At 38.1% G+C, this 12,536-nt stretch carries 10 protein-coding genes; 5 read left to right on the forward strand and 5 right to left on the reverse strand.

Features of this window, described 5'->3' with window-relative positions:
• The first annotated feature begins 47 nt into the window (after window positions 1-47).
• Complete coding sequence (locus ZA06_RS11500) at window positions 48-1,067, forward strand: metal-dependent hydrolase (protein WP_053977625.1); 1,020 nt, start codon at window positions 48-50, stop codon at window positions 1,065-1,067.
• 52 nt (window positions 1,068-1,119) lie between these two features.
• On the opposite strand, the gene ZA06_RS11505 is transcribed toward ZA06_RS11500, so the two are convergent.
• Window positions 1,120-2,343, reverse strand: coding sequence for an aminotransferase class I/II-fold pyridoxal phosphate-dependent enzyme (locus tag ZA06_RS11505; RefSeq protein ID WP_053977626.1), 1,224 nt, complete (start codon window positions 2,341-2,343; stop codon window positions 1,120-1,122).
• A 159-nt stretch (window positions 2,344-2,502) separates the two neighbouring features.
• Here ZA06_RS11505 and ZA06_RS11510 point away from each other — a divergent pair, with 159 nt between their 5' ends.
• The 3 genes from ZA06_RS11510 (at window position 2,503) to lpdA (ending at window position 5,119) form a co-directional block, all read left to right on the forward strand.
• On the forward strand, window positions 2,503-2,961 hold the full coding sequence (locus tag ZA06_RS11510) for an Lrp/AsnC family transcriptional regulator (RefSeq protein ID WP_053977627.1): 459 nt from the start codon (window positions 2,503-2,505) through the stop codon (window positions 2,959-2,961).
• A 1-nt stretch (window position 2,962) separates the two neighbouring features.
• Window positions 2,963-3,589: a CPBP family intramembrane glutamic endopeptidase gene (locus ZA06_RS11515; protein ID WP_053977628.1), complete on the forward strand. Its 627-nt coding sequence runs from the start codon at window positions 2,963-2,965 to the stop codon at window positions 3,587-3,589.
• A gap of 129 nt (window positions 3,590-3,718) precedes the next feature.
• The gene (gene lpdA / locus ZA06_RS11520) at window positions 3,719-5,119 is read left to right on the forward strand and encodes a dihydrolipoyl dehydrogenase (RefSeq protein WP_053978070.1); all 1,401 of its coding nucleotides are present in this window, start codon (window positions 3,719-3,721) and stop codon (window positions 5,117-5,119) included.
• Window positions 5,120-5,312: 193 nt separating this feature from the next.
• On the opposite strand, the gene ZA06_RS11525 is transcribed toward lpdA, so the two are convergent.
• The 4 genes from ZA06_RS11525 to ZA06_RS11540 are packed head-to-tail and all read right to left on the reverse strand — an operon-like array spanning window position 5,313 to window position 11,077.
• Window positions 5,313-6,092 (reverse strand): S1/P1 nuclease, encoded by a 780-nt coding sequence (locus ZA06_RS11525; protein ID WP_053977629.1) that lies wholly within the window; start codon window positions 6,090-6,092, stop codon window positions 5,313-5,315.
• Between the two features lie 4 nt (window positions 6,093-6,096).
• Entirely contained in the window at window positions 6,097-7,449 is a 1,353-nt protein-coding gene (locus ZA06_RS11530; RefSeq protein ID WP_053977630.1) for a DEAD/DEAH box helicase, read from the reverse strand.
• A 39-nt stretch (window positions 7,450-7,488) separates the two neighbouring features.
• Complete coding sequence (locus ZA06_RS11535) at window positions 7,489-8,379, reverse strand: aldose 1-epimerase family protein (protein WP_053978071.1); 891 nt, start codon at window positions 8,377-8,379, stop codon at window positions 7,489-7,491.
• 10 nt (window positions 8,380-8,389) lie between these two features.
• Window positions 8,390-11,077 carry a hypothetical protein gene (locus ZA06_RS11540; protein WP_157503242.1) on the reverse strand — a complete coding sequence of 896 codons (2,688 nt, stop codon included), beginning with the start codon at window positions 11,075-11,077 and terminating at the stop codon, window positions 8,390-8,392.
• A 106-nt stretch (window positions 11,078-11,183) separates the two neighbouring features.
• Between ZA06_RS11540 and pabB the strand changes: the two genes are divergently transcribed.
• Window positions 11,184-12,482 carry an aminodeoxychorismate synthase component I gene (pabB, locus tag ZA06_RS11545; RefSeq protein WP_053977632.1) on the forward strand — a complete coding sequence of 433 codons (1,299 nt, stop codon included), beginning with the start codon at window positions 11,184-11,186 and terminating at the stop codon, window positions 12,480-12,482.
• The last annotated feature ends 54 nt before the right edge of the window (window positions 12,483-12,536 follow it).

A 12,536-nucleotide genomic window follows, 5' to 3' on the forward strand; every position in this document is an offset into this window, starting at 1 on the left:
GCAAATAGAAACAGTTGTGTACATTTGTCTTCAGTTGAAAAAAATATATGGATTCTGTAACCCAAATTGTATTAGGTGCTGCCTGCGGAGAATTGGCGCTCGGTAAAAAAATAGGAAACAAGGCTTTGTTATTCGGAGCCATTGGAGGTACCATTCCAGATTTGGATGTGTATGTTGGACGACTTTTCTATTCCAATGAAATTGATATCATGATGTTCCATCGTGGATTTATGCATTCATTTTTGTTTTGCCTTATTGGAACTTTTGCTTTTGGATGGCTGGTCTACAAACTTTATGACAATGGAAAACGGAAGGATACCACTTCCTTAAAAGATTGGTTTTGGTTGTTTGGACTGTCGCTTTTTACACATCCCATGTTAGATTGTTTTACGCCTTACGGAACCCAATTATTTACGCCATTTTCAAACTACAGAGTGGCTTTCAACAATATTTCGGTGGTAGATTTAGGCTATACACTACCGTTTTTGATATGTATGATTGTGGTAATGTTTTACAAAAGATCTAACGTGAAACGCTTATTTTGGACCAAGTTGGGCTTGGGGCTCAGTTCTTTTTATATGGTACTGACTTTAATGAATAAGGTGTATATGAATTCCGTTTTTGAAAAATCCTTCAAGGAAGGCAATATTACGTTTTCAAGATTTAGAACCCAACCTACATTTTTTAATAATATCCTTTGGTATGGCATTGCCGAAGGAGAAAACAACTATTATGTTGGCTATTATTCTCTATTGGATTCCGAGGCAAAAGTTGATAACATCATGGAATTGCCGAAACACCATGATTTGATAGATATGCAGCATCCAGACATCAAACAATTGTCATTGTTCAGTGACGGCTATTTTAATTTGAAGAAGATGGACAATAATGAAATAAGGTATAATGACCTGCGTTATCCTTTTTTCAATCCTAATGATAGAAATTCTTCTATTTTTAAATTTATGTTGATGAAGGAAGGAGAGCGATGGAACATCAAATCGGTGGATCATGAAAGTCCCAAAAGAGAAGATTTTGAAGCCTTTTTGAAGCGACTAAAAGGTGTTTAAAAAAAAAGCCTCTCAGAGAATTACTGAGAGGCTTTTTTATTGAAAGACGTTTTTATACGTGTACTTCTGCTAGCTTGTTTAAAATACCAAGTTCTTCCATACATGCTCTCATCATTTCGTAAGTGCGCTCAATATCGGCATCCAAACCAATAGAAAAACGAATCAAGCCATCGGTAAGTCCCATTTCAGCTTGTTCTTCCTCAGGAATTTCAGAAGAGGTAGAGGTTCCAGGCGCACTGAAAAGTGTTTTGTAGAATCCTAAGCTCACTGCCAAATACCCTAAGTTTCGCTCTTGCATAAGTTCCATTAATTCATTGGCTTTGTCCAGAGATCCAACATCAATAGTCAACATACCACCAAAACCATATTTTTCGTTCATCATGCTTTTGAACAATTCGTGGGATGGGTGTGATGCCAATCCAGGGTATACAGTTTTCAAACCATCAGCCTCAAATTTTTCAGCTAAATAAGTGGCATTATGGCTGTGTTGCATCATACGGATGTGAAGCGTTCTCAAGTTTTTCAACACTGAAGACGCTCTAAGACTATCCATAGTAGGTCCTAATAACATAGAAGCACCATCGTTTACATTACGCAGGGCGTCAATGAATTCTTGGCTACCGCATACTACACCTCCAACAGTATCACTGGAACCATTGATGAATTTTGTAAGACTGTGGATTACCACATCAGCCCCCAATTTTACAGGGCTAATGGACAATGGAGAAAATGTATTGTCTACCACCAAAGTCAAATTATGACGTTTTGCAATTTCGGATAGCCCTTTAATATCGGCTACTTCCAAAAGTGGGTTGCTTACGGTTTCGCAGTAAAGAACTTTTGTGTTTTCGGTAATGGCCGCTTCAACGACATCCAATTTAGTAATGTCTACAAAAGAGGTGGATACATTAAAACGTGGCATAAAATTCTTCAAGAAGGCATAGGTTCCTCCGTAGATGGTTCTACTGGAAACGATATGTTCTCCTGCACCACACAATTGCATCAATACTGGGGTAATGGCACCCATTCCAGAGGCTGATACGTTTGCTGTTTCCGTACCTTCCATAGCCGCTAAAGCTTCTCCTAAATATAGGTTGGAAGGAGAGGAGTGACGTGAATAAAGGTAGCATCCATCTGCATTCCCTTCGAAGGTGTCGAACATGGTCTTAGCAGATAAAAAGGTATAAGTTGAAGAATCTGAAATTGACGGGTTGACACCTCCAAATTCTCCAAAATATTGTAAGTCTTGTATGTTGTTTGCGGGTTTAAATTTCATGTCTAAAGTTTTTGTTTACTCTTCAAAATTGAATAATTATAGAATTATTATCAATGGTATTGTGATTATTAGGAAAATAAAACTGAAATAATTGGTTTTTATGGTTAAATTTACATCGAAATAGGTGAATTCGCTTTTCCTTTAGAAATTTTTTCAACCATGACTTTGGATAAAACAGATTTAAAACTTCTCAAATTACTGCAGGCAGACAGCAAGCAGACCAATAAAGAACTTTCCAATAAATTGAATCTGTCCGTGACTGCAGTTTATGAACGCATCAAGAAATTGGAGCGGGAAGGGGTCATCCAAAAATATGTAGCGCTTTTGAATAAAGAATCGGTGGATAGGGGGTTTGTGGCCTTTTGCCATATCAAGCTCATTCAGCATTCACATGATTATGTGGTGAAGTTTGAAGAGGAAGTTGCCAATTTAAACGAAGTCGTAGAATGCTACCATATTAGTGGCGATTATGATTATTTATTGAAAGTTATGGTGCGAGATATGGAAGATTTTCGGAAATTTATGGTAAACAAACTCACTTCCATTAATCATATTGGAAGTACGCACAGTATGTTTGTAATCAATGAGGTAAAGCATACTACGGCTATTACAGTGTAACATGGAATCCAAAACTTACAGGTGGCTTGAATTTTTAATCATTTTTGTGATTTTGCCGGTAAGTTTTGCCTTGAAGTACCCTCCGGTAATTAAATTGTTTTTGGGAAGTGTGGGATTTTTGTATGTAATCTACCTTTTGCTGAAAGTGGAAGACGTCAGGTTTCAATTGTCCCCAACCATCAATTGGAAAACATTTTGGAAACTCACATCGGCTAAATTTTTCATAATAGCAATTCTCACCACCTCCTTTGTGTATTTTACCGATAAGGGAAATTTGTTCTGTGTTTTACTTTCCAAACCCAAAATGTGGGTGTTGATTTTGTTTTTGTATGCGCTTTTTTCTGTCTATCCACAAGAACTTATTTATAGGACGCTGTACTTTAATAGATATCAAAATTTAATGAAAAGCAAGTGGATATCTATAATCCTTAATGCACTGGTGTTTTCAATGGCACATTTAATGTTTAAGAATACATTGGTACTCATCATGACCTTTTTGGGAGGCTTATTGTTTGCTCTTACTTTTTTAAAGACAAAATCTACCACTTTGGTATCAATAGAGCATGCCATTTATGGGAGTTGGTTGTTTACCGTGGGCATGGGCGATATGCTTGGATTTCCATCGTAAAAGCTTTAATGTTAAATAGAAAAGAATAATTAAGAAATCTGTTTCATAAGAGATTGTTTTTTCATGGTTGTGACCCAAAACATTTGTACTTTTGTAATCGTTTTAACAAAATCGAATAAACAAAACCTTATGAATTCATACGATGTAGCCGTTATTGGCTCTGGTCCTGGAGGGTATGTGGCGGCCATTCGCTGCGCCCAATTGGGAATGAAAACAGCAATCATAGAAAAATATTCAACACTTGGAGGAACTTGTCTTAATGTAGGATGTATTCCAAGTAAAGCCCTTTTAGATTCTTCTCACCACTACGAAGATGCCGTAAAACATTTTGAAGAGCACGGAATTGAAATTCCAGGTGACATTAAAGTGAACTTGGAAAAAATGATTGCCCGTAAACAAGCCGTGGTAGACCAAACTACAGGTGGTATCGATTTCTTGATGAAGAAAAACAACATCGATGTTTACGAAGGTTTAGGAGCGTTTAAAGATGCTACTCATATAACTATTACAGGTAAGGAAACTATTGAGATAGAAGCTAAGAATACGATTATCGCGACAGGTTCCAAACCTTCAAGTTTGCCATTTATTGAAATTGACAAAGAGCAAATCATTACTTCTACTGAAGCCTTAAAATTAAAAGAAATTCCAAAACACCTAATCGTTATTGGTGGTGGTGTTATTGGTTTAGAGCTTGGTCAAGTGTACAAGCGTTTAGGAGCTGAAGTAAGCGTTGTGGAGTATATGGACCGTATCATCCCAACTATGGATGGTGGTTTGTCTAAAGAATTGAACAAGGTATTAAAGAAGCAAAAATTCAAAATCAATACCTCTCACAAAGTAAAATCTGTTGAGCGTGTTGGTGATGAAGTGATAGTGAAAGCTGACAATAAAAAAGGAGAAGAAGTAGAGTTTAGAGGAGATTATTGTTTGGTGTCTGTAGGACGTCGTCCTTATACCGATGGTTTAAATGCTGAAGCTGCTGGTGTGAAGTTGAACGATAGAGGACAAGTTGAAGTCAATGACCATTTACAAACTTCGGCTTCTAACATTTACGCTATTGGAGATGTTGTAAAAGGAGCGATGTTGGCCCATAAAGCAGAGGAAGAAGGTGTGTTTGTAGCGGAAACTTTGGCAGGACAAAAGCCACATATCGATTATAATTTAATTCCAGGGGTTGTGTATACATGGCCAGAGGTTGCTGCAGTAGGAAAATCCGAAGAGCAATTGAAAGAAGCTGGTGTAGCTTATAAAGTTGGACAATTCCCAATGCGTGCTTTGGGTAGAAGTAGAGCCAGTATGGATTTGGATGGATTTGTAAAAATCTTGGCAGATAAAAATACTGACGAAATTTTAGGAGTCCATATGGTTGGAGCACGTGCAGCCGATATGATTGCCGAAGCGGTAGTAGCTATGGAATATAGAGCATCTGCTGAGGATGTTTCGCGTATGTCCCATGCTCACCCGACCTTTACCGAAGCTATTAAAGAAGCGGCTTTGGCTGCTACAGGAGATAGAGCTTTACATGTGTAATTACACATTAAGCATATTTTAAGTGTTTACCAATTTTATGAGCGGTGTATTTTAATGATGCACCGCTTTTTGTTTGTTAATTTTGCTCTGGTAAGTTGTCAGATGTTTTGAAATGAAAAACTTCAATAGTTATACTGATTAAACTATTGAAGTTTTTTATTGGTAGAATAAGAAGTATAATTAGAATCCTTCCCTAGAAAAGGTCATTCAGCACTTTGGCTAATCGAATGCCTCCTTTTTGTAATTGAGAACGAACCGTTCCAAAATGTTCGTAGGAGTATTTGTATCTTAAATTATCGCCTTCGTTCGCTGAAGCATATACTGATTTTGCCAATTGCTGCGATTCGTGAGCCCAATCAATAATGGAACCTTGTTGAATAGCTTTTACTTGGTCTTTGGTAAGGTAATCGGCGTTTTGAGCCAATTCTGAATAGCTCATGTCATAAGCATCAATCATTTTACTGTCCCAAACGGTATGTAGATTGGTGTCTCTAAACTGCCATTGTACCTTAATGTCATTGCCTCCGCGATCTTCGGAACGACCAACGTGAAGCGGTTGATGTAAGTCGCCAATTAAATGAATCAACATTTTCAGATAAAAAGCCTTGTCTTCCATGGAAGCATTTTCATCCGTAATCACTTCTTTGCAACGTGCAATACCTGTTATTAAATCGCCCTCTGGATTTTTGGCGGAATTTTCATAGGTTTCATCCAATGCCATGTTTACAAAATGCCAAGAATAAAATTCATTGTAACGATCATCAGACTTAATCTCATCGGCAAAAGTTGAGGTGAACGCAAGCGATTCGTGGTTAAGAATCTTTTTTATATTACGCTTCGTCCTGCCCGTTAAATATTGGTCTGCAATGGCTCCAATGGTCCTATGTCCAGTTTTGCCCCATTTTAAGGAGGCGTTTAAAGGTTGGACAAGAAAGGCTAAGGTAAAAATGACGAGCGTAAGTCTTGCTTTCATAATGTTATTTCCTTTTGTTGCGTTTATTGAAATTTTTATCTCCTCTGGTTTTTGGCTTTTTATATTTCTTGGCAATTTCCCGTCTGTAGGAACCGCCTTGGTTTTGTTTTTTGTTTTTCTCGGACTTTTCGTGGAAGGCAGGCCCGGGAACGTCATCAAGGGAACGTTTGGTTGGGTTGTTGCGTTCCTTTATTTGCGGGCGTTCTTCTTCAATGAGTTCTTCTGAAATGGCAACACCTTCTGGAAATGGCAACAATGGAATGTCCATGTCCATATACTTTTCTATTTCCGAAATATATTCCAATTCGGTTTGTGTTGAAAATACTAGGGCATGTCCCTTTTTTTCCGCTCTACCGGTTCTTCCTATACGGTGCATATAGTTTTCTGGGTAGTGAGGGGTGTCAAAATTGATCACATGCGAGACGTCGTCAATATCCAATCCACGCGCCATAACATCCGTAGCAATCAAAATTCTATTGTCACCTGCTTGGAACTGAGCAATACTACGCAATCTGTAATTTTGCGTTTTGTTGGAGTGGATCACACAACATTCGTCGTTAAATTCCTCTTCCAGCTGATCGAACAGACGATCGGCCATTTTTTTGAAGGCCACAAAAATGATGACTTTGTTATAAGTATCCTTGTCGCTCAATAATTCACGTAGCAAGTTTACTTTGGTGTAGAAGTTTTTTACCTCATAACGCTCTTGGATAATGTTTTCCAAAGGTGTTCCCGAAATGGCCACGGTAACGCGTTGAGGTGCTTTAAAAAATTGGGAGATCAATTGGTCGACATCTTCTGTCATAGTTGCCGAAAACATGATGTTTTGGCGGCGCTCTGGTAGGATGTCGAAAATGTTCATCAATTGGTGTCTGAAACCAAGATCCAGCATTACATCAACTTCATCAATTACCAGTTTTTGGATGGATTTCAGCTGTAAAACCCTGCTAACTCCCAAATCGTAAAGACGTCCTGGTGTTGCAACCAAAATGTCAAGACCTTCCGCAACGGCACGCTTTTGGGTGTTGATATTGGTACCTCCATAAACTCCCAACACACGCACATTGATGTATTTGGATAGTTTTTCTATTTCTTCAACTACCTGTACCACCAATTCTCGAGTAGGTACCAAAACCAAAACTCTAGGATTATCTTGCGTAGAAAACTTGAGGTTTCTCAGGATAGGAAGCATGTAGGCAAACGTTTTTCCGGTTCCTGTTTGTGCAATACCAACTACATCCTTCCCGGAAGCTACTACATTAAAAGCCTGTTCCTGAATGGGAGTAGGAGTGGTAAACCCCATGTCTTCCAAGGCGTTGTAAAGCGGTGTGTTTAAATTAAGATCTTGAAATGTCACTGTTTATATTTTGATGCAAATCTACCACATTAATTCTACTTAAACTAAAAGTGAATATTCTATGCTAATGGTATAACTAGCTTTAAAGACTTCATTTGGAGCCAATTTTAAAATGGCTTCTTTGTCTTTAAGTTGTTGATTACTATTGCTTTTGTCTGCTACGCCTAGCCAAGGTTCAATACATACATAATCTGCATTAGGTTTTGCCCAAATGCCCAAATACGGGAAATCTTGATAGGAAACACTTAAAATAGCCCCTTTGTTTTTACTCATTAAGGTCACTTTTTTCGATTTGAGATCCTTGAAAATTAAGGCGTCCTTTTCAAAAAGTTGATAGTGTAGCGGAAGTTTGTTGGTGTGGTTGAGAGTTAATTCGGTTTGGTTGTTCAATAAACCGGAATTGGAATCTAGCAAATGGGTTTCGCTGTGTTCTTCAGTTTCGAATTCTAAATAGTAATCGTCGTACTTTTCATCAAGTAACACAGGACATTTAAATGCAGGATGTGCTCCCAAGGAGAAATACATGTCTTTGTCATCTGTGTTTTTTACTTCATGAGACACGACAATTGTATTTTCTGTTAATTCATAGGAAGTGTAAAACTGGAATTGAAATGGGTATTGCTCCAAAAGTGCCTCATCCGAAACCAACTTAAACGTTAATTTATCTTCTGTTTGTTCATGAAGCTGCATTGAAGCATTTCGTCTAGCAAAACCATGTCTGGGTAACTTGTAGCTTTTTCCCTCATGAAAGAAAGTGTCGTCTTTGAGTCCGCCTACTATTGGGAATAGGACCGGGGCTATGCCATTCCATACATCGGGGTTACCATCCCACATAAATTCAGTATTGTGGTTTACCGAAGTTATGGCAGAAAGTTCAGCTCCAATAGGGTTGACGTTTATTTTTAATAGGTTGTTTTTTAGGCTTAACATGTGTTTTGTATTAATATCCATATTCCAATAAATCTGGAATTAAATTTAGTGCTTGACTCTTCCAATCTTTTTCCAAAGTGTCGTAATCAGAGTATGATTTGTATTTGTTAAAAGGTGTGTCTTTTGAAATAGGGGTGATTGGTCCTACGATGCCTATATATTCGCTGTCATCTTCTTCGTCCTCGTAAGAATAAGAAATAGCATAGAAAACGGACTCGTCCTTTGTGATTTTTCCTAAAACCTCCAAGTTGCTTGGATAGTAGTCTTCTTCACCTAAATAATTGTAAAGCACCAATTGGGCAAATGCTTCTGGCTTGGTATATTTTTTAGGAACCTTATCAAACTGATTGGTTTTGTGATAGACTTCCATCATTTCGTATCTGGAAAACAGGCTATCCAGTTTTTGTGAGGCATGTTTATCGTCAACCTTAAGGCGACAATGGATTCTCGCGGTCATGGCTCTCAAGCTTAACCAATCATTGTCTTCTACATTCATCAGAGCCTTTGTGAGGTTGTCCGAAAGCGGAGTGTTGTATGAAATGGTATTAAACAACGACAGGTAGCTATACATTAAAGAGGTGTCTTTAAAGTTGTAATCTTCTCCTTTTTTCATGTCGAGGTAACTGTCAAGGTCGCTTTGGGCGTACTTTAAAAGTGAATCCAAATTATCTGAAACCAAATTAAGGTGCTCAGGATGAGTTTCGGCAATGTCCTTGAAAATACTCAAAACATTCGAACGATAAGTTTTGTAATTGTTGAGGTTTAAAAGGAGTTTGTAATTCTCTATGGCAAATTCCAACGAATCTCTATAGGGAGATGTTACTCCATATGTGTAATTATCAGTATTTGTTGGAATAGAATTGGATAGAAGGTTGTTGAATACCTCAAATTTATCACTATTTTCTAATACTGGAATGGTATTTAAAATGTGGGCTTTTATGGTGTCGTTTGTACTTGGATTTATGTAAAGTGTCTTTAGGAAATCTAAGGTTGTACTGTCGTTGGTAATGGAAAGTTCTTCTAGGATTTCATGGGAAATTAGTTCTTCGTTCTCAGAAGAGGCATAGGTATCAGTGATAGCATTGTACAGTTTTGGCAAATCTTCAATTTCAAAGACGTAGTAATCAAAAGCGCCCAAAGCATTATTAAATACAATGGTATCTGAAGATTTCAGGTTCTCCATAAGAAGCTCTGTTTTTGAAGAGAACAAATCAAATTCGGGTTCTTCCGAAGTTACTTTATAGGATGAAAATATAGTGTTGGTTAGTTCACTGTCCATACTTTCCTTACTCAAGTAGCCCGTTAACAAAAACAAACGCTTGTTTTCAATCCAAATTTGGTGCCTTGTGGTGACTTTGGTGTCTTGATTTTGGATGTAGAATTCCAAAGCTTCTTTGTTGTTTATGGTGATGTCTTTTTGGCTCACAATGGAATCGTTCCAGATGAGAAGAGAATTAGCATTGGTTTCAAAAAACTCTTTACGGCTTTTAATTTTGAAATAGTCCTTGATGTCACTGTATCCAAATTGATACACATCTCCAGATTGCTTGTTTAGTGCAAAATAGTCGTGCGAGTTTTTTAGATACACATCTTCATATCCTAAACTATCAATGGTTAAGGAGGTGTCTTCAAAAAACTGAATTTCGAAATTGGTGCCTCTTGGGCTCAAGGTTTCCAATTCCTGGGTTTTGGGAGTTTCAAATTTAAAGCTGCTGAAGAACAAGTCATCTGTGGAAGCTTGATCTGTATCGTTCAGTTTTTGTTTTAGGAGCAAGTATGTTCTGTTGCCGCGAATGTAGATCCTGCAAACGGAATGGTATTTCTCCTGAATCAACAATTCATACTCTCGGCCTTCGTAGCCGTCTAGATAAATGGTTTTTCCTTCACCAACTAAAGCGGCCTTTCCTTCAAAATTATCTTTGATAGACTCGAATGCTCCCAAGGGATCTTCCATATAATAACCTAAAGGTTGGTCGTTGTATCGAAACAGGTAATTATTGTCATTTTTTAAATCCTGTACATTGTACATGTGCAAATAATAAGGTTCTCCATCCTCGTCAATAGGGTTGGCGTGTGCTCTGGAAAGATCGGTTGGTTCTTCTGGAAGTTGTAGTGAAAAAGCGCCTTCGGAACTCTTGTAGTCAATCCAAGGAATTTCCTTTTTAGGTTTTGGAGAAGCAATGGCAATCGACTCAAAGAAATGGGACGTGTTGCTGTCGTTGATTTCGTCGGCGTCATCCTCTACAGATTGGTAATACAAAATATCATTCTGTAAAGTGAATTGCGCATTCATCAATTTCTTGGAATTGAGTTTTACGGTCACCTTATATCTTAAACCATCGGCATATTTCTGACGCTTTTTGTTCAGGAGTTCCCCGTTTAGGTTGTTTACAATATTAGTAATAAAGCTGTCCATGATGTCGTCTGGAGAATTATCCTTATTCAGCCCTCTAAAGTCCAATGAAAAGAACGAATACACGCGGTTGGAGTTAGGTCCATTGTAGCTGTACATGGTAAAGGCATTGTAGTCATCGGTATAATTGGGCGCTTCAGGCAGTTCAAGTGAAAATCCTGTCTCCTCATCGGTATAGGTATACCAATCGGCATCGGGCGACATGGCCCATGTGAACTTTGTTGTAAAAATTAGAATGAGAGCGGTTGTGATTGTAAATAAGCGCTTTGTGAAAATAATTTTCATAAGTGTTACTAGTAGGGTTGAATATGGCTAAGTAATGGGTGCAATGTTATTGTATTTGGCAGTTTCTTAATAAATTTGCCGCATTCAAAAACGCATTGATTATATTTTGAGAACTACACAAAAGTTTCGCATCCCAAACATAGAGCAATATAAACAAAAATTATTGTTTTGGGGGCAGCAGTTTAACGAAGTAGTTTGGCTGGATTCCAACGATTATCGCAACCAATATTCCAGCTATAATGCGGTTTTGGCAGTTGATGCCTTTACTTGTATCCAGACCGATTATTACAATGCGTTCGATAAGTTGAAAGAATACCAATCCATTACAAAAGATTGGCTGTTTGGTTATTTAACTTACGACCTTAAAAATGCCGTAGAACGTTTGGAGTCCAAGAATTTTGACGGACTCGAATTCCCCGATTTGTTTTTCTTTCAACCCAAGAAATTGTTCCTGATTAAAGATGATGAAGTGGAAGTGCATTATTTGGGAGCAGTGGATGATGAAATGGAGGAGGATTTAAAGGATATTGAAGCATTGGATGTGGCTTCTGAAACACATATTAGTTCTCCCAATAATGTTAAGGTGAAACTCCGCATGCATAAGGATGAATATTTTGAAAAAGTGAATGCAGTTTTGGAACATATTCATCGTGGCGATATTTATGAAGCCAACTTTTGTCAGGAGTTTTATGCCGAAGACACAGAGATCCATCCATTGGAAACCTATTTGAAATTGGATGCCATTTCAAAGCCGCCTTTTGCTACTTTTTTAAGGCTTAACGACAAGTATTTAATGTCGGCTTCTCCAGAACGCTATATCAAAAAGGAAGGTTTAAAGATTACGTCACAGCCTATCAAGGGAACGGCAAAACGGTCCCAAAATCCTAAGGAAGACCTATTGTTGAAAGAACAATTATCTAAGGATGAAAAGGAGCGCAGTGAAAATATCATGATTGTGGATTTGGTGCGTAACGATTTAGCGCACACGGCTACCAAAGGAAGTGTGGTAGTGGAAGAATTGTGCGAAGTCTATACTTATCCGCAGGTGCACCAAATGGTCTCTACCGTGACATCTCAGATTGAGGCGTCTACAAATCCCGTAGATGTCATTGCCACAACATTTCCTATGGGCAGCATGACAGGGGCTCCAAAAATTTCAGCCATGCAAATCATAGAAGCGTTGGAAGATACCAAGCGAGGCCTGTATTCTGGAGCCGTTGGCTATTTTTCCCCACAAGGTGATTTCGATTTTAATGTGGTGATAAGGAGTATTCTTTACAATGCTGAAAAGCGATATGTGTCTTATTCGGTTGGCGGGGCCATCACAGCTAAAAGCAATCCGTTGAATGAATATGAAGAGTGTTTGGTCAAGGCCAAAGCTATGCGTGAAGTTCTGGAAAACTAAAGTTTCTTGGTGTTCCTGAGGAGGAAAAACCTACAACTTGGTTATATTTGAATT

The sequence above is a fragment of the Mangrovimonas xylaniphaga genome, assembly GCF_001280435.1.
In the GTDB taxonomy this organism is placed as follows: Bacteria; Bacteroidota; Bacteroidia; order Flavobacteriales; family Flavobacteriaceae; genus Mangrovimonas_A; species Mangrovimonas_A xylaniphaga.

Coding starts and splice junctions, on each gene's coding strand:
- ZA06_RS11500 (WP_053977625.1), top strand. CDS start 48: ATGGATTCTGTAACCCAAATTGTATTAGGTGCTGCCTGCGGAGAATTG.
- ZA06_RS11505 (WP_053977626.1), bottom strand. CDS start 2,343: ATGAAATTTAAACCCGCAAACAACATACAAGACTTACAATATTTTGGA.
- ZA06_RS11510 (WP_053977627.1), top strand. CDS start 2,503: ATGACTTTGGATAAAACAGATTTAAAACTTCTCAAATTACTGCAGGCA.
- ZA06_RS11515 (WP_053977628.1), top strand. CDS start 2,963: ATGGAATCCAAAACTTACAGGTGGCTTGAATTTTTAATCATTTTTGTG.
- lpdA (WP_053978070.1), top strand. CDS start 3,719: ATGAATTCATACGATGTAGCCGTTATTGGCTCTGGTCCTGGAGGGTAT.
- ZA06_RS11525 (WP_053977629.1), bottom strand. CDS start 6,092: ATGAAAGCAAGACTTACGCTCGTCATTTTTACCTTAGCCTTTCTTGTC.
- ZA06_RS11535 (WP_053978071.1), bottom strand. CDS start 8,379: ATGTTAAGCCTAAAAAACAACCTATTAAAAATAAACGTCAACCCTATT.
- ZA06_RS11540 (WP_157503242.1), bottom strand. CDS start 11,077: ATGAAAATTATTTTCACAAAGCGCTTATTTACAATCACAACCGCTCTC.